The following is an 18,348-nucleotide window of genomic DNA, read 5'->3' as shown; positions in this document are numbered from 1 at the left end:
TCTCCTTTCCTGATTGAATTCGTGCGGGCGACACGCGCCCGCCAATGATTTAATAAGCGTGGTTGCTTTCGTCTTCGATATCGCGTTTTTCGACCTTGCCCCACAGCACTTTGTAAACCCATGACGTGTAGGCAAGGATCATCGGAAGGAAGATCAGCGTGACCACGAGCATGATGAACAGTGTCATATGGCTCGATGATGCATCCCATACTGTCAGACTCGACGTTGGATTGATCGAAGATGGCAGAATGAACGGGAACATTGAAATGCCGACAGATGAAATGATCCCAAAGATCGAGACTGCACCAAACAGAATTGGAGCAAGCTCTCTTCCCATCCGCAGAGTCAGAAGCACAAGCAGCGGTCCGAGAATACCCAGTGCGGGAGCGATCAAAAGCACCGGATAGTTCATGTAATTATCGAACCACGCCGCATGGTCGAGTTCGACCACTTTACGCATCGGATTTGAAGGACCATCAGTGACAATTACACTGGTGATTTTATAGCCGGAAACCCACATCCAGCTGATAACACCCGCAAGCACATAAAGCACTGTGGTTATAATTGCTGCGATACTGCCATAAGAGCGAGCCCTTGCCTGAACAGCTCCCGTGGTTTTGAGCACCAGCCACGAGGCACCATGCATGGTGAGCATCGAAACCGACAGCAGCCCGCAAAGAAGTGCGAATGGATTGAGCAGACCGAAGAATGTTCCATCATAGAAAATCTGGAGGTCACTGTTGAAGCGGAACGGAACCCCTTGCAACACATTGCCCACAGCAACGCCGAAAATAAGCGACGGCACGAATCCACCGATGAACAATGCCCAGTCCCAGCCGGTACGCCATGCCACGCTGTCGCGCTTGGAGCGGTATTTGAAGCCAACCGGACGCAGGATGAGAGCGAACAATATGGCAAACATCGCCAGATAAAAACCGGAGAATGACACCGCATAAAGTGGTGGCCATGCTGCAAAGATGGCACCGCCGCCAAGGATCAACCAAACCTGATTGCCTTCCCAGACCGGCCCAATCGTGTTGATGACGATACGACGCTCGATATCGGTTTTTCCGACAAATGGCAGCAAAGTGCCAACGCCAAGATCAAAACCATCCATCGCGGCAAATCCGATCAGCAGAACGCCGAGCAGCACCCACCAGATGACGCGTAATGTTTGATAGTCCAACAAATCGCTGAGTACCATGATCCTTACTCCACTGGTGCAATGCTTGCAGGAGCGAGCAGTGCTTCTGGTTTGCTGTCAGGCTCCGGTCCGGCTTTGATTGCCCGCAGCATCAGGCCCATTTCGATGATGAACAGGACCGTGTAGATTGCGACAAAGCCAACAATCGTCATCAGAACCGTCGAAGCACCAAGATTGGAGACTGCAACTGCGGTCGGCAGAATACCTTCAATAATCCAAGGCTGACGACCGAACTCAGCAACAACCCAGCCCATCTCAGCTGCAAGCCAAGGCAGAGGGATCGCAAAGACCGCAACTTTAAGCAGGAACGGATAATGATCCAGCTTACGGCGCGCGGACAGCACAAAGAATGTTCCGGTCAGCAGGATCAGGAAGAAGCCGATACCGACCATGATGCGGAACGCCCAGAACAGCGGCAGCACGCCTGGTACTGTATCGTTTGCAGCCTGTGTGATCTGTGCATCAGTTGCCTGACGCGGATCATCCACATAGCGCTTCAGAAGGAGCGCATAGCCCATCCATTGACTGTTGTCAGCGAATGTATCCTTGACATCTTGTGGCACAGCACTGGTGTCCTGTGCAGCACGGATCTTTTGCAAAGCATCGTAAGCAAGAAGGCCTTTACGAATATTGCCTTCCGCATTTTCAACAAGCTGATCAATGCCCTCGATAGGCGTCGTGAGCGAGCGCGTACCAATCAGGCCCATAACCCATGGAATATGCACAGCATAGTGTGTTTCGCGCGTTTCCTGATCCGGGAAACCGAAGGCAGTAAACGATGCAGGTGCAGGCTCTGTTTCCCACATCGCTTCGATTGCTGCGATCTTCATTTTCTGGTGTTCATTTGTCAGGTAGCCGCTTTCGTCACCCAGAACCACCACAGAGAGAGCGGCTGCTAAACCAAAAGAAGCAGCGACCGTCATTGAACGCTTTGCGAGTTCAGTAGACCGACCTTTGAGCAGATACCAGGCCGAAACACCAAGCACAAAGATTGATGCGGTCACATAACCAGCCGAAACCGTATGCACGAATTTCGCCTGCGCGACCGGGTTCATCAGGACCGCAAAGAAATCAGTGATTTCCATGCGCATGGTTTCGGGGTTGAAGGCTGAACCGACCGGATTTTGCATCCAGCCATTCGCAATCAAAATCCACAGTGCCGAAAAATTGGAACCGGCCGCAACAGCATAAGTTGCCATAAGATGGCCAACCTTTGACAGTCGATCCCAGCCGAAGAAGAACAGGCCTACAAAAGTCGCCTCAAGGAAGAAGGCCATCAGACCTTCAATCGCCAGCGGCGCTCCGAAAATATCGCCGACATAATGGCTGTAATAGCTCCAGTTCATGCCGAACTGAAACTCCATCACAATGCCGGTCGCAACGCCCATAACAAAATTGATACCAAACAGCGTACCCCAGAACTTGGTCATCTGCCGCCAGATGAGTCTTCCGGTCATGACATAGACGGTTTCCATGATGGCAAGCAGCACGGAAAGTCCTAATGTCAGTGGTACGAAGAGGAAGTGATAAAGTGCCGTGATTGCAAATTGCAATCGCGACAGGGAGACAATATCGAATTCCATCTCTTTAAGCCGGAACCCCCGGCCCTCCTGATGTTAATAGCTGCGCCCGGCTCTCAAATGCGAACACAGCCCCCTACGCAAACTTCACCTCAATGACTTGAGTATTTCTTTAAAAGACGCCTCTCCTTTGGACACCGTTTGAACAAGAGCGCCTTGATCCAAAACAATCGCCTGATCACAAATTCGTGCTTCACGCTGAATATGTGTTGCAATCAACAATGTGCGTCCTTTGGCCTGTTCATTGAGACGAGAAAGCACGTCTTTAGCGGTCGCCTCATCTAGCCCCTCGGTCGGCTCATCAAGGAGCCATAAAGGTGCATCGGTTAGGAACAAGCGAGCAAGCGCCAAGCGTCTCGCCTGACCGCCGGAAACGCCAAGTCCCCCTTCGCCCAAAATCGTATCGAGCCCATCGGCCTGGGCTTTCATAAAATCGGCAAGTCCGGCAGCTTCCAATGCGGCAAGCAGTTGCGCGTCGGTTGCATCGGGTTTTGCAAGCGTGAGATTATTGCGCAGACTGTCTTTGAAAAGTTCCGTTCTCTGCGTCAGAAGGCGTACCGGCATAACTGCAACCGCACCGCTTTTTGCAGCGATTTCACCGGCCAGAACATTGAAGAGAGTTGATTTACCCGCACCGCTTGTGCCGATGATTGCGACATGTGCACCGGCTTTGATAATGAGATCGATATCTTCGAGCGCATTTACGGTTGAACCTTCATGGCAGACTGTAACGTGATTGAGAACAACCGCATTTCCCGGCTCAGGCAATGGAAGCGTTGTCAGCGCCTCTGATGCTTCAAGTGCAGGCCCGACGCGACGCGCAGCAAGTATTGTGCGGCCCAGTTCCATCGCGCCGCGACGCAGGGCTACAAACGGTTCCATCGCACCAAGGATAATGAGAACGCCAAGGGCTGCAACCGGCGCGTTGATCAGGTCCGCCTGCATAAGCAACCCAACCCCGATCAACCCACCCGCCAGAAGGCCAGCATGCAAAATGCCAAGACCTGCTCCTGTCAAAATCTCAATTCGATTGAGAATACGGTCACTTGATGCAATGTAGCCATCGGCCCGCATGACGCTCGAATTCTGGGCATCCATACGGCCAGCCATGATAAGTTCAGTTTGACCGGCGACCAGATCAATCGTTCGCGCCCGCAACGCTTCGGTGCCTTTTGCACGCTGCCGCATTGGCTTTTCAGAGCGTCGGGATGCAATAAGCGGTAAGCCAAGCCCCACAAAAAGCAGCGTCAAAGCCACGGTCAACCCGAAAAGCGGATGCATCAATCCAAGCGCGAGACCCGCAACAAGTGCGGTTGCAAGAGCTGCTCCTGCAGGCACCAGAACCCGCAAATACAGTGAATCCAGCGCATCGATGTCGGCGGTCAGCCGGAATAGTAGCCGCGCTGGACGTTTAAGCAGAGCGCTGGCAGCTGCCGGACGCGCCCAGCTTCTAAACAGCTTTTCGCGTAACGCTGCAAGGATGGCCAATGTGGCTTCATGCGTGACAAGCCGCTCCAGATAACGCGTTCCGGTACGAAGGATCGCAAAAAACCGGATGCCGGCGGCAGGCATGAACACATCAAATATGATTGCGGTTGACGCGCTCAATCCAGCAATCGCAGTCGCCGTGATAAACCATCCAGAAAGTCCAAGCAGTGCAATCCCTGCCAGAACAGTCATGGTTGCACTAAGGATACCCGCGTAAAGAAGCTTGCCTTTGGTCTTGAAAAACAGATTGAGAATCGGGCGGAGTGCCTGAAATCCGTTCATTCCGCAGCCCTCCTCTGGAAGAGGAGCGTATTGGCATTCTCGTCATCAAGCCGAACAATCCGATCCATACGGCTCGCAAGCTTCTCGTCATGGGTGGCTATGATAAGTGTTTTTCCCTTGGCGAGGCTGATAAGGCTCTCCGCTATGCGATCGGCCGTTTCATGGTCAAGATGCGCAGTCGGCTCATCGGCAAGGATAATGTCGGCCTGTTGATCAACGGCGATGCGCGCAAGCGCCAGTCGCAGCGCTTCGCCACCGGAAAGACCTGCCCCATTTTCGCCGATCGCCCCAGAACCGGTAACACCCGTGACGTGGCTCAACGCCATTTGTTCGATGATCGTTGCTGTCTTTTTTACATCAAGGGCGCGGCCCAGCGTAATGTTTTGCCGTGCACTGCCAGCAAAAATATGCGGCCTCTGCCCCACCCATCGCATTCTTGCGCGAAGGGCCGGAGCCGTCTCATTGTTAAGGACAGCACCGCCAATTCGAATTTCACCTTGTTGGGGAGATGCAAGTCCGGCGATCAACGCCAGCAATGTTGATTTTCCATAACCGCTTGGTGCAAGAAGCGCTATATGTTCGCCTGGCTCTATATCCAGATTGAAGTGCTCAAACACGCCTGCACCGGTAGCGTAGTGAAATCCGATATCGCGCAACACCAACGAAGGCGCGGTTTCAATCAAGTTCTCGGGACTGTCTGTGGACTTGATGCCGCCCACAACGGGCATTTCATACTTTGCTATATCTTCCAAAGCATCAATTGCCGCTTCGCCTGAAGCGCGATCATGCCAGACGGCAGAGAGATCACGCAGCGGCTCAAAAAATGCCGGTGAAAGCAGGAGAACGAACAAGCCTTCAGCAAGCGTGAGCTTGTGGCCCCAGGCGCCGAAATTCAGCTGGCCGAGCAGATGAAAGCCAATATAAACGGCCACCATGGCAACGCCTATCGCCGCAAAAAGTTCAAGAACAGCTGATGACAGAAAAGCAATACGCAAAACGATCATCGTTTTTCTGCGCAGCGTCTCGGCATTGTCACGCAGCCGGGTGGCGGTCAAATCGACCGCATGAAAACTACGGATCGTTGCAAGTCCGCGCAGACGATCAAGCAAAAAGCCATTCATGTCACCCAGTGCAACAAGCTGCTTCTCGCTTGCAGCTTTTGCGCGCCAGCCGATCAACGCCATGAAGATCGGGATCAAAGGTGCTGCAATCAGCAGAACAAGGGCAGCAGCCCATGAAAACCAAAAAACTGCAAAAAATATTGCCAGCGGCACCAACATCACGCGAATGCGCACAGGTACAAAGCGCGACATATAGGGCACGACCATTTCGGCCTGCTCTGCCAAGATGCTTGCCGCCTCACCGGACGATGATCGAGAGGTGTCGAGAGGGGAGCGTTGCGATAACGCGAAAACTGCCTTTTCGCGCAGGTTGCTCAGCTCTGAACGTGCTGCATCATAAGCCTGCGCTGCACCGCGCGCGTCAAGCATGCTGCGAAGAGAGCCAAGAACAAACAAACCTGCGGCCAGATAATAAATTGTCGTGTCAAAACCAACACTGGCGAGTTGGCCGATGCCAAAGGCGAGAAGTGCAGCCTGTGGCAGCCACAAAAGCGCTGCCACAGCCTGAAGCCTTGCCCCCTTTTTCAGAGCAGACGGAACTGCACGACGGCGTGAACGGCGTTTATCGCCTGTTGCTTGACCGTCTTCCTGTGTTGCATCTTCCGTTCTGGGGGCAACGGTTGTCACTCTCGTTTAGGCTCCTTTTTGGCCGCTGTTCTACCGCGTCCAAGAGCGACAATTCTGTCTGTCGTTTCAAGGAAACGGGTCACCTTGGCACCAAGCGCCAGAAGGCTGGTTAATCGGTCCGTGTCGAGCTTCTTAACGTCGTCATACCAATTGGTGAGGCGCTCGATCAGCGCATACATGTCCTTCATGCGCTCTTGCGCAAAACGGTCATTTGCATCTTGCGGTTGCTCCATCAGCACTTCCCGCAACACCGAAAGCGTTGGATCGATTTCGCGTTTCTTACGTTCTTCCGCCAAAGTACGTAAGATCACCCACACATCACCGGGCGTTGTGAAAAAGTCGCGACGATCACCTGGTATATGCTTGAGCAGCACAAGGTTCCAACCTTGTAACTCGCGAATACCCATTGAGACATTGGATCGTGAGACGCCAAGCGCATCTACAATATCGTCAGCACAAAGAGGCTCGGATGAAAGATAGAGCAACGCATAAATCTGACCAACCGTGCGGTTGATACCCCAGCGGCTACCCATCTCTCCAAAGTGGAGCACAAACGACTGAACAATTGGCGATAATTCCAAGTTCTCTCTCCCGTAAATTCTGAATTTTCAGAAATTACTGAAATTCAGATAATTCAAATTGCCTGAACCTTCAATCCGCATGCCTTGATGCGAGGGCATATAGACAATTAGCCGCAGCCCTCAGCACTCCTCCAAATGCTTCAAGCCAACGCTTCCGACAGCTATTTTTTGTCGGAAGATGAAGGAAGCTCTTTACTGTCCTGCGTTTGATCACGATGAATCACTGCGCGGCTCAGCAACATGAGCGTTACCGGCGTTGTGATGACCACAAAGACGGCAATCAACACTTCATGCAGAATCGGCTTGGATTGCAAGATGGAGAAAAACAGGACCGAAGCAATCAGGATTCCACCGGCACCGAAGGACGAACCAATCGTTGGCGTATGAATGCGTTCATAAAAACTCTTCAAACGAACCAATCCGATGCAGCCGACAAGCGTCAGAAAGGCACCGCCAACAAGAAAGAACGAAACAATGATAGCGGCCCAGACGGGCAGATCAGCAGCTCCGATCATTCGATCACCTCCCCGCGCATCAGGAATTTGGCAAGTGCAACTGTTGCAACAAAACCGAGCAGCGAAATGATAAGGGCTGCTTCATAATAAATGACGCTGCCGGTGCGCATGCCAAATGTAAGCAAAAGTAGCAGTGCATTGAGATATAGAGCATCTGTTGCCAGCACACGGTCTTGCGCGCGTGGCCCTATAAGCAAACGATAAACAACACAACCCATCGCAGCAACCAGCATGACCTGAGCTGCCAGCAGTGACCAGAAAAGAATAACTGCACTCATGCTGACTGCTCCTCTTTCACCACATCCGTCGCGCCAAATATACGAATAAGCGGTTGTTCGTAGCGCTGCTTGATCTTGGCACGCCAGCTTTTTGCATCGTCAAGATCAAGCACATGAATCGTCAGCACTTTTCGCGCAACGTTATAGTCTACCCATGCTGTTCCGGGTGCTGCGGTAATAATACAAGCAAGCACGGCCAATGCAGACCGGTTTTCCAGTTCCAACGGTATGACCACAAAGCCAGGATGGTGCGCTTTTCTGGGCGACAGGATCAATTTTACAACCGATAAATTCGACATCATAATATCGATGCTGACAACGCAGAACAACCATATCATCGTTGGGAGCGAGCGCAGATGGTTTTTTTGCGGCTGCAAAGCAGTCATCGCATAACAGGCCAACAATGATATCACGATGCCCAATAAGAATTGCGCCCGCGTGAAACCATTCAATAAAAGCCAGAACAGGATGAGAGAGACGAAAAGAAGCGGGTAAGGCAGTATTTTTCTCATTTTACCTCCACCGTTTCTCCACCCACACGCGGCGCATTCAAAACACTATTGATGTAGTCCTTTGGACTATGCAGCGAGCGCGCCGTTGCATCCATATATTGCATCGCCGGACCGGCTGCGATTGTAAGCGCCAGACAGACGCCTAGAAGACCGGCTATCGGCACCACTTCACGTACCAGCACACGCGGCACATTTCCTTCAAGTGAGGCCCAGAATGTACGTATTCCTGTGCGCGTCATGGCAATAAGTGCCGAAAGGCCCGAAAGCAGAATAAGCGCAATCAGCGCCCAGCTTGCAGGGCTCACAGGCATAGCGAGCGTCGGGGCCGCGCCGTCTCCATTGAATATGGCAGCAAGAATAAGGAATTTTGCGATAAAGCCGGAGAATGGCGGCAAACCAATCAACAAAATCGCAACAATGGCAAAACATGTGCCCAGAATAGCAAGGGTGGCGGGTAGAACAACGCCGACTTCCTCTTCCTCTTCTTCTTCCTCATCGTCACCATAGGCTTCAATCGTGACGGCAAGAACATTTGCTGCCGCATCCTGCCCCCGTTCTACGAGCTCTATCAGCAAAAAGAAGGCTGCAATCGTCAGTGTAGAACTGACCATGTAGAAGAGCGCGGCCCCCGTCATCGCCGTATTACCGCTGCCGATTGCTGCAAGAAGAGTGCCTGATGATACCAGAATACTATAGCTCGCCAGACGCCCCATGGCCTGTGAAGCCACCACGCCAATCAGCCCAAAAGCCAGCGTGACCATACCGCCATAATAAAGCCAATCATTGCCAAAACCATAGGATTCACCGGCACCGATACCGAACATCAATGGCGATAAGCGCAGCAGCACGTAAATGCCGACTTTACTCATGATGGCAAAGATCGCAGCAATCGGAGCCGCCGCTGCCGTATAGGTTGGCACCAGCCAGAAATTAAGCGGCCACATGCCAGCTTTCACCAGAAAGGCGACAGCGAGAACAGCGGCACCCGCTTCGAGTAACATGCGATCTTCGGCTGCAACCTGTGAAATTTTTTGCGCCAGATCCGCCATATTGAGCGTCCCTGTTACACCGTAAATCAGGCTGACACCGATCAGGAACAGTGACGATGCGACAAGATTGACGGCGATATAATGCATGCCTGCCTTGACACGTGCAGGGCCAGAGCCATGCAGCGCCAAACCATAAGATGCAGCCAGCATGACTTCAAAAAAGACGAAAAGATTGAACAGATCACCCGTCAAAAACGCGCCATTCAGCCCCATCAACAAAAGCTGGAAGATCGTATGAAAATTCGGGCTCGCCTTGTGCCAATGCGCCAATGCAAAGCTCAATGCAGCCAGCGCCAGCACGCTGGTCAGCATCAGCATAAGCGCCGAAAGTCTGTCCAAAACCAGCACAATCCCAAAGGGCGCAGGCCAATTGCCAATCAGATAAACCTCTGCCGCGGGCGCTTTTTCGCTCGCAACCCCCAAAAGCGTAAAAGCAATATAGATCAGGCCGATGATGGAGACTGTATTGATCACCATCTTCAATTTGCGCTTGCGTTCATCAAACAGCAGCAGCAATGCGGCCGTGACAAGCGGCAGGAGAATGGGCGCCACGATGAGGTGTGATTTCCAATCCATCATCTCTTCTCCTTGCCGTCGACATGATCGGTGCGTGTCAGTCCGCGCGAAGCGAGCAACACGACAAGGAAAAGCGCAGTCATTGCAAAGCCGATAACGATAGCAGTCAATACGAGTGCCTGTGGCACGGGGTCGGTATATTGCGCGGCCTGAACATTGATGCCGGTATCAAGCACCGGCGGCGCATTGGTGCGCAGGCGCCCCATCGAAAAGATAAACAGATTGACCGCATAAGAGACAAGCGCCAGACCAATGGCAACCTGAAACGTGCGCGGACGCAGGATCAGCCACACGCCAGATGACATCAATACGCCAATTGCTATAGCGAGAACGAGTTCCATCAGTTCTCCTCCTTCGCAGCGGCAAGTTTTTCGACGCGGTGTTTACGGATCGACTGATGCGCGAGCGCAATCAACATAAGAACGGTGGCACCCACGACCAGTGCGAAAACGCCAATATCAAACAGAAGCGCACTTGCGACAGGCATTTTTCCGACATGCGGTATATCTGCATACTGGAAGAATGTTGTCAGGAACGGATAGCCAAACAACCACGCGCCTGCTCCGGTGGCCGCTGCAATCAGCAAACCAAAACCGATCCATCGAACGGGCAGGATACGCAAATGATCTTCGACCCAGCGCGTACCAGCCGCCAGATATTGCAGAATGAACGCAATTGCTAACGTAATACCGGCTGCAAACCCACCACCCGGCAGGTCGTGCCCCCGCAGGATCAGATGCACCGCAAGAACGATAATGACTGGGAACAGCCATTTCATGACAACAGACGGCACAGCCAGATAATCGGTCAGGGTTTCCCCTTTTTCACGATCATCCATTGCCTCATCATAAGCATCTTGAATCTTCTGCTGAGCTGTTGAACCGGTGCTGTCCGGTGCCGGACGGAAACGTCGCAGCAGCGCAAAGACCGTCAACCCAACAATGCCGAGAACCGCAATTTCACCAAACGTATCAAATGCACGGAAATCGACCAGAGTGACGTTTACGACATTCTTACCGCCGCCGCCCGAATAGGCATTTTCCAGGAAGTAATCTCCAATACCTTTCGGTGATGGACGCGTCATCATCGCATAAGAGACAATGAACACACCAATGCCTGCTCCAATCGCCAGCGCGAAGTCGCGATAGCGCCGAATTCTCGGCCCGAATTTAACAGGAACCGGGTCTGGATCTTCCCAGCGCTTGGGCAGCCAGCGCAAGCCAAGCAGAAGCAGCACAGTCGTAACAATTTCGACCAGCAACTGTGTCACGGCAAGATCAGGAGCAGACAGCCACACGAATGTAATACAAGTGATAAGGCCTGCACCGCCGAGCAATATAAGCGCCGCAAGGCGATGATATTTAGCCTGATAGGCTGCGCCAATGGCACAGGCACCGCCCAAAATCCAAAGACCAGCAAAAATCGGGTCAACAGGCTGTACGCCCATCACCCCCACGTGAATTCCGTCTTCGAAGAGCGGCCACGCTGCGGCAACGATCGCAAAGACAACAACAAGGCGAAGCTGTGGCTGAAGTCTGCGTGTACTGAATAGGTTTTCGGCCTTGCGCGCCCAGTTCCACGACACCGTCACCAGCACGCGTTCAAAAATACGCTGCCCTTGCAAGTGGCGGAAGAACGGCGGTCCGTCCTCGCTTGTCGCAAGATAATTTTTGAGCGCCCAGAACAGAATGATCCCGCCAATCATAGCAACAATACTCATCATCAGCGGCAAATTGAAACCATGCCAGACCGAAAGACTATATTGTGGTGTCGCATCACCCAGCACGGATACCACAGCAGCATGCAGGAAGGAGCCGATTGCGATATTTGGAATGATGCCAATAACCAGGCAGAGCAGAACCAGAAGTTCAATCGGACGGCGCATCCAGTGCGGCGGCTCATGCGGCGTTTTTGGCAGATCATGCGGCGGTGGACCAAAGAAGGTCGAGTAAATAAACCGAACCGAATAGGCGACCGTGAATATGCCTGCAAGCGTGGCAATATAAGGCGTCACCGTATCAAGCGCCGATGCCATATGCGTTTCAACCGCTTCGGCAAAGAACATCTCTTTGGACAGAAACCCATTAAGCAGCGGAACGCCCGCCATGGATGCACTTGCGACCATCGCAAGTGTGGCGGTATATGGCATAGCGCGCGCCAGGCCGCTTAGCTTGCGCATGTCCCGCGTGCCGGTTTCATGATCGATAATGCCAGCAGCCATAAAAAGCGATGCTTTGAAGATCGCGTGATTGACCATATGGAAAATGGCAGCAACGGCGGCAAGCGGACTGCCAAGGCTCAGCAGTGCTGTGACAAGCCCAAGATTGCTGATGGTTGAATAGGCCAGCAAGCCTTTAAGGTCCTGCTGAAACACAGCAAAGAAGCTACCGATGAGCAGCGTTGTGAGGCCCGCGAGGCCCAAAATCCAGAACCATTCCTCGGTGCCGGCAAAGACCGGCCAAAGACGCGCAAGCAGGAACACGCCCGCTTTGACCATGGTTGCGGAATGCAGATAGGCTGACACGGGTGTCGGGGCCGCCATTGCATTGGGCAGCCAGAAATGAAACGGAAACTGGGCTGATTTGGTGAATGCGGCCATCAGAATGAGAAGGAGCGTCACCGTATAAAGCGGATGGGAACGAACCACATTCCCCGCCTCAAGAACTTTATCAAGATCGTAGCTGCCAACGATATGACCAAGCAGCAAAACGCCTGCAAGCAGACAAAAACCGCCGATACCTGTCACGGTCAAGGCCATACGTGCACCATCACGCGCACTGGCATTGTGATACCAGTAGCCAATGAGCAGGAAGGAGAAAATGCTGGTCAGTTCCCAGAACACGGCGAGCAGCACAATATTGCCCGACAGAACAACACCGAGCATCGCCCCCATGAACGAAAGCAGAAAAGAGAAAAAGCGCGGAACCGGATCCTCCGGCGACATATAATAACGCGCATAGATCACCACGAGCAAACCAATGCCGGTGATCAGCATCGCGAAAAGCCACGCAAAGCCATCCATACGGAAGGTTATGTTGAGGCCGTAATTCGGCAGCCAATCGATCGAGCCGCGAACAACGCCACCATTCGATACGATGGGATAAAGACTCGCTGTGATGACGAAGGCGACAAGCGCAATTGCAGCCGTAAACCATGCTGAGCCGCTGCGATCAACCCCCCGAAACAGACCTGTTATAGCGCTGCCAAGAAATGGAAGAAGGACCAGCAAAAAGAGCATCCTGCCGTCCATCGTCATGCGCCACTGGCCTCCATTCCGCAATCAAGGTTGATCCAAAGCAGGCACTGCTTATGCAAAAAGCAACAGGAACGCTCTGGTGAGTTTAAGATAGGAATCATATATTCCGATGTCATTATTATGACCGGCTAGCACTTATTATGGCAATAGCTTTCAATGGCTTATCGCGATATTTTGAATCATTTTATTCTGCGAAAGACCGATAAATGGGGCTTATTCGGCGCGGTTATCCATACAAGAACTCTTTATTGGGCATATTGACGCGTATTTTCTGCAACCGATAATGGGGCTAATAATTCTGTCGCCCAGGTAAAAAAGCCACTCCTAATTATCCAAAAGAGTTTTCGCGAGCTTTTCTGTCTGAACGCGAATATCTGGAACTGCCGTCACCTCCCAAAAAATCCCCTTCGTCACCGGCCCGACAGCGAAGATTGATCCTGAAGGCTCTCCGTGGGCGTTTAATACCTGTAGATCAGCTGCCACATCCAGACCAAGATCAAGAGCATCGGGCTTCGCAAAACCACCTTCCAATAGGCTGATCAGCGCCGGGTTGCGCGTCGTGGAAAATCGGGGGCTCCCACCACGGCAATCAATGATTGCTTGCACGTCAAGTTCATCAACGAGATTACTGTGCCTTTTGCGATAGTGAATGGCGATATGCGCGCCCTTGCTCTTCACAGAAGCTAAATGCGCGGCGGTGACCGTGAGTTGTCCTGACCGCTCGGCTGCTTTGATGCGTTCATCAATCGCCGGTGCCATACGATGGCGATGCACATCCCACCATGGCCGCAAGTGACGCAGAAAGCTCTGACGCTGCCGGAGTGGCAATCGACTCCAGATGGCTTTTGTATGAGGCCGCAGCCCATCAATCACGCTGCGCCATCCTTTGCCTTCCTTCTCCTGTTGTTTGATCAGCTTGCGAACACAATGAAGAAGTTCGGGCAATCCATCGGCAATCCGCAGTTGATCCGCTTCAATTGTCAGTGCCTCGGATGGTTCATGCCGTGCCGGAAGTAAACCACGCCGTGAAATCGCATGAATGTTACCCTTATGCCCTCTATCAAGCAGCGAAATGACACTGTCCACCATGGACAGGCCCGTGCCTAAAATTGCCACGGAACTATCGGGGGAAATGTCAAAATAGCCGTTGCTCGACCAATATTCCGTTACAAGATTTCCGGGCGTCGAAATTGCTGCTTCATTGCCTGTTGCCACAATAACAGCATCTGCAATGAAGTTTTGCCCGGCAGAAGTCGTTAATTTGGGGCGCAATCTTTCAAATGCTACGCTTGCAACCTCAGCATGCTCGATAAAAAGGCGGCGGGGCGTGCTTTCGAGATATGGCTTTAGCAAATCATTGAGGTAGAGCCGATACAGACAGCGCGGCGCAAAGGATTGAGCCTGCCAATTGCCAGCCTTTGCAGCCTTCGCATTGGTTTGAAGCCAGTTTAAGAAATGGTTCGAGTCATCTGGAAAAGCGCTCATATTGCTGGCGCGGACATTTAAGAGGTGATTGGGGTTAAGCGTGGAATATGCGACCCCTGCTCCGATGTCGCCCGAACGCTCGAAAATGCGAACCGTTGTCTCCGCTGATCGTACAAGCAATTGCGCGGCCATGAGAACGCCGCTTGCACCACCGCCGATTATAATAAATGACTTCAAACGAATATTACCTCCCTGCCCTGCCGTCTTTCAGGCACCCGCCGGTCTGGCTGAACATTTCCAACGACGTCTCAAACTCCTACAAATTTTGTCAGATTCGCACAAAAACAAAAGAGAAACCTCTTTTGACAACGGTTTGATTGAAGAAGATGAAAACCTAACGCATAAAAATCTCACGTTAAAACATGCACTGTTTGCACGCATGTCTTTACCCCCAAACCGGTTTCCACTTTTGGGAGACATGCGTTGTTTGCACGCATGTCTTTACCCCCAAAACCGGTTTCCACTTTTGGGAGACTGCTTTTCGTTGACAGTGTGTTTCAGAATCGCGGGCTGGCTTCTTTTCCTGAAATCGCAATATCTTGCATCAGTTTTTCATATTTGCTGCATTAAGTTCGCAGAGCAGAATCAGTGCCTAAATAGGATAATGAAGATGAGCAATAGCTATATCGGCGCCCTCAAACAGCGTCGCACACAATATGCACTTGGCAAGGCCCTCCCACTTTCCAATGAAGCAACCGCTGAACTAATCAAAGAAGCGATCAAGCATTCCCCTTCATCCTTTAATTCACAGAGTTCTCGCGCTGTTATTCTTTTTGGCGCAGAGAGCGACAAGCTGTGGAATATCGCCAAGGAAGAACTCCGTAAAATCGTTCCTGCCGATTCATTTGGTGACACCGAAGCCAAGATCAACAGCTTCGCAGCTGGTGCAGGAACCGTTTTGTTCTTTGAAGATCAGGACGTTATTAAAGGCCTTCAGGAAAATTTTGCGCTTTATGCCGATAACTTCCCTATCTGGTCGGAACAGGCGAGCGGCATGGCGCAGCTTTCGGTCTGGTCTGCACTTGCAAATGAAAATATCGGTGCAAGCCTCCAGCATTATAATCCATTGATCGATGCAGAAGTTGCCAAGGTTTTTGGCGTTCCTTCATCCTGGAAGTTGCGTGCGCAAATGCCGTTTGGCTCCAATGAACAGGCCTTTGGCGACAAAGCATTTATGGACGACGCCGAACGCTTCAAAGTCTTTGGCTAAACAAAGCCAACAATAAGGAACGGCTGGAAAATTCCAGCCGTTTTTTATTTCTCGAAGCTGAAGGGTGGCAACTGCTCTAACGCTGATTTCAGTGCCTCTGACCAGCTTTCGGAAACTGTTTGATAATAGGGATCTGTCGCTTCAAAGCGCCTGTGTTCACCGGCGACCAGACTATTGGCTTCATAAATCTGCATATCCAGCGGCAAGCCGACGGACAGGTTGGCTTTGAGCGTTGAATCGAACGAAACCAGCAGCAGCTTCACCGTATCCTCAAAGCTCATTTCCTGCTGATAGGCACGCACCAGAATAGGTCGGCCATATTTATTTTCACCGATCTGGAAGAATGGCGTATCGTCCGAACTTTCGATAAAATTGCCTTCTGGATAAATATAGAACAGCCGCGGTTCTCCGCCCTTGATCTGACCACCCAGAATAAAGGATGCGCCAAAAGCGTCGGCATTCTGTCCACCCGTTGCTGAACTTTTAATGACTTCCTTGACAGTGTCACCGATCAGGCGTGCAACCTGAAACATCGACGGCGCATCGAACAGGGAGACGTGGCGATCTTCCGGCGCTTTCATGCGTTCTTCAAGAAGGCTTGCGACCGCTTGCGTTGTCGCCAGATTGCCAGCCGACAAAAGCACGATCACGCGATCGCCGGGCTTGGTCCAAACGCGCATTTTCGAGAATTTAGAAATATTATCAAGACCAGCATTCGTCCGCGTATCGGACATAAACACCAGGCCACGGTCAATCTTTATTCCAACGCAATAGGTCATAGATAATTTCCGGCAGGCAGATTCAAAACTGAACCAATCACTGCCCTACATTAATATTGACTGCAAGACTTTCAATGGTTCCGCCAAGCCGAACCCCTGAAATTGGCGCAGCATCGCGATAATCAAGGCCAGTTGCTATCCGCACATAGCGGTCATTGGGACAAACATTGTTCGCCGCATCAAAGCCGATCCAGCCAAGACCGGCCACATGTGCCTCTGCCCATGCATGGCTTGCGGTCTGATCTTCGACCCCCTCCATGAGCAGATAGCCGGAAACATAACGCGCCGGAATGCCAAGAAGCCGAGCAGCAGACACAAAGATATGGCTGTGATCCTGACAAACCCCCTTGCCCGCCGCCAGCGCCGTTTCCGCATTTGTAAAAACGCTCGTCGTTCCCGGCATATAGGCCACTTCGTTATGAATGGTATTCATCATCTCGTGCAACAATGCCAATGGATCCTGCACAGTTGTCAGGCTGTTTGCCAGTGCACGAATACGTTCGCCGGGGCTGGTCAGGCGGGTTTCCCGCTCAAAGAGCCAAAGCGGCGCATAACCATAAACCGGCCCCAGCACACCAACACGGTCTTCCACCTCGACGCTGCCGCTGGCCGTGATGATGATTTCACTGATATTGCGATGGTGCTGCACCAGATCAACCTTGTTGCCAAAACCATCAATATAGGAAACTTCCGGCTCTCCGCCTTCGATTTTCAATTCCCAATGCTTGACCACCTGTCCGGGAAGCGTTGGTGGTCGCAAGCGCAGACGCTGAACAGCATAGGGCACCGGGTTTTCGTAGCGATAATGGGAAACGTGCTGAATATTGAGCAACAAGCGATCACCTCAATAGAAATTATAGGTTTCTGCGATCTCGTTGCCGAGCCGGTTATTCCGCGCGATAAATTCGGTCAGAAACTCATGCAATCCGATATCAAAAATTGCGCCAATTTCCTGATTTTGCAGCGTGGCGTATATTTCATCTCCTGTCTGATGACAAACAGCGCTATCGCCATAATCCTTCGCCAGATAATTGAGATGCCCATTGATGCTCTGGTAGCAATAATTAAGCGAGCGCGGCATACGGCCATTCAAGATCAGATAATCTGCAACATGCGCCGGGCGGTAATCGCCATCATAGACCCAGCGATACGACCTGTGCGCCGATACAGAACGCAAAATAGATTCCCACTGATAATTGTCGAGCGTTGTGCCGACATAGGAAACGGCTGGCAGTAGCACATAATATTTTACGTCGAGAATACGCGCTGTATTGTCTGCCCGCTCTATAAATGTCCCAAGGCCTGCAAAATCAAAGATTTCATTACGCAGCATCGTGCCGTGAAATGCACCGCGAATAAGCGCTGTCTCGCGTTTGATCTGATCCAGAAGCGGCGGCAGATCTGCTTCCTTCAGCGGTCTGCACAGTGATTTTTTGAGTACCATCCAGGCTTCATTGACGCTTTCCCATGCTTCTCGCGTCAATGCGGTTCGCACCATACGCCCATTGGAACGCGCCGTTTCAATGCATGACATGACACTGGATGGATTATCCATGTCGCGCAGCAGAAAGTCAGCCACGTTTGCGGCATTATAAGCATCATATTTTCGCGAAAATGTCTGGCTGGCACCTGCCGATACAATGACGGACGACCATTCTTCGGGTGCATCCGATGTCTTTGTGAGCGCCATTCGCAATCCCGCATCCACCAGCCGCGCCATATTTTCAGCACGCTCAATGTAGCGAAACATCCAGTAAAGACCATTTGCCGTACGGCCAAGAAGCATAAATATTCCCCTTCTCTGC

Annotated in this window: 16 protein-coding genes; 1 reads left to right on the top strand and 15 read right to left on the bottom strand. The window is 51.9% G+C overall.

Annotation, left to right across the window (positions count from 1 at the left end; all coding sequences use genetic code 11):
• Positions 1-49 precede the first annotated feature (49 nt).
• From cydB to VBH83_RS03320, 12 genes are all read right to left on the bottom strand, one after another.
• A complete protein-coding gene (gene cydB / locus VBH83_RS03375) occupies positions 50-1,204 on the bottom strand; it encodes a cytochrome d ubiquinol oxidase subunit II (RefSeq protein ID WP_396996367.1) in 1,155 nt (384 codons plus the stop codon).
• 5 nt (positions 1,205-1,209) lie between these two features.
• Positions 1,210-2,787, bottom strand: a complete 1,578-nt coding sequence (locus VBH83_RS03370) for a cytochrome ubiquinol oxidase subunit I (protein ID WP_265984243.1) — start codon at positions 2,785-2,787, stop codon at positions 1,210-1,212.
• A gap of 84 nt (positions 2,788-2,871) precedes the next feature.
• Positions 2,872-4,554, bottom strand: coding sequence for a thiol reductant ABC exporter subunit CydC (gene cydC, locus VBH83_RS03365; RefSeq protein ID WP_265984242.1), 1,683 nt, complete (start codon positions 4,552-4,554; stop codon positions 2,872-2,874).
• The gene (gene cydD / locus VBH83_RS03360) at positions 4,551-6,302 is read right to left on the bottom strand and encodes a thiol reductant ABC exporter subunit CydD (RefSeq protein ID WP_265984241.1); all 1,752 of its coding nucleotides are present in this window, start codon (positions 6,300-6,302) and stop codon (positions 4,551-4,553) included. The genes cydC and cydD overlap by 4 nt, the downstream gene beginning before the upstream one ends.
• Positions 6,299-6,883 carry a GbsR/MarR family transcriptional regulator gene (locus VBH83_RS03355; RefSeq protein ID WP_265984240.1) on the bottom strand — a complete coding sequence of 195 codons (585 nt, stop codon included), beginning with the start codon at positions 6,881-6,883 and terminating at the stop codon, positions 6,299-6,301. Before VBH83_RS03355 ends, cydD begins: the two co-directional genes overlap by 4 nt.
• A 161-nt stretch (positions 6,884-7,044) precedes the next feature.
• Positions 7,045-7,398, bottom strand: coding sequence for a monovalent cation/H(+) antiporter subunit G (mnhG, locus tag VBH83_RS03350; protein ID WP_265984239.1), 354 nt, complete (start codon positions 7,396-7,398; stop codon positions 7,045-7,047).
• Complete coding sequence (locus VBH83_RS03345) at positions 7,395-7,676, bottom strand: K+/H+ antiporter subunit F (protein ID WP_265984238.1); 282 nt, start codon at positions 7,674-7,676, stop codon at positions 7,395-7,397. Before VBH83_RS03345 ends, mnhG begins: the two co-directional genes overlap by 4 nt.
• A complete protein-coding gene (locus VBH83_RS03340; protein WP_265984237.1) occupies positions 7,673-8,188 on the bottom strand; it encodes a Na+/H+ antiporter subunit E in 516 nt (171 codons plus the stop codon). Before VBH83_RS03340 ends, VBH83_RS03345 begins: the two co-directional genes overlap by 4 nt.
• A complete protein-coding gene (locus VBH83_RS03335; RefSeq protein WP_265984483.1) occupies positions 8,185-9,813 on the bottom strand; it encodes a monovalent cation/H+ antiporter subunit D in 1,629 nt (542 codons plus the stop codon). Before VBH83_RS03335 ends, VBH83_RS03340 begins: the two co-directional genes overlap by 4 nt.
• Entirely contained in the window at positions 9,813-10,154 is a 342-nt protein-coding gene (locus VBH83_RS03330) for a Na+/H+ antiporter subunit C (RefSeq protein ID WP_265984236.1), read from the bottom strand. Before VBH83_RS03330 ends, VBH83_RS03335 begins: the two co-directional genes overlap by 1 nt.
• Positions 10,154-13,069, bottom strand: a complete 2,916-nt coding sequence (locus tag VBH83_RS03325) for a monovalent cation/H+ antiporter subunit A (RefSeq protein ID WP_265984235.1) — start codon at positions 13,067-13,069, stop codon at positions 10,154-10,156. The genes VBH83_RS03330 and VBH83_RS03325 overlap by 1 nt, the downstream gene beginning before the upstream one ends.
• A gap of 324 nt (positions 13,070-13,393) precedes the next feature.
• A complete protein-coding gene (locus VBH83_RS03320) occupies positions 13,394-14,731 on the bottom strand; it encodes an FAD/NAD(P)-binding protein (RefSeq protein ID WP_265984234.1) in 1,338 nt (445 codons plus the stop codon).
• A gap of 433 nt (positions 14,732-15,164) precedes the next feature.
• Here VBH83_RS03320 and VBH83_RS03315 point away from each other — a divergent pair, with 433 nt between their 5' ends.
• Entirely contained in the window at positions 15,165-15,764 is a 600-nt protein-coding gene (locus tag VBH83_RS03315; RefSeq protein ID WP_265984233.1) for a nitroreductase family protein, read from the top strand.
• Between the two features lie 44 nt (positions 15,765-15,808).
• Here VBH83_RS03315 and VBH83_RS03310 read toward each other — a convergent pair whose 3' ends face one another.
• From VBH83_RS03310 to VBH83_RS03300, 3 genes are read right to left on the bottom strand one after another with little or no spacing between them, the layout of a single operon-like run.
• Positions 15,809-16,543 carry a peptidase gene (locus VBH83_RS03310; protein WP_396996363.1) on the bottom strand — a complete coding sequence of 245 codons (735 nt, stop codon included), beginning with the start codon at positions 16,541-16,543 and terminating at the stop codon, positions 15,809-15,811.
• 37 nt (positions 16,544-16,580) lie between these two features.
• A complete protein-coding gene (locus VBH83_RS03305) occupies positions 16,581-17,378 on the bottom strand; it encodes a transglutaminase family protein (RefSeq protein ID WP_265984231.1) in 798 nt (265 codons plus the stop codon).
• A gap of 9 nt (positions 17,379-17,387) precedes the next feature.
• A complete protein-coding gene (locus VBH83_RS03300; RefSeq protein WP_265984230.1) occupies positions 17,388-18,329 on the bottom strand; it encodes an alpha-E domain-containing protein in 942 nt (313 codons plus the stop codon).
• Positions 18,330-18,348: the final 19 nt, after the last annotated feature.

The sequence above is a fragment of the Ochrobactrum sp. S1502_03 genome, from assembly GCF_044435015.1.
Lineage (GTDB): Bacteria > Pseudomonadota > Alphaproteobacteria > Rhizobiales > Rhizobiaceae > Brucella > Brucella chromiisoli.
The sequence above is the reverse complement of the archived record's forward strand: the minus strand, read 5'-3'. Positions and strand labels throughout refer to the sequence as shown.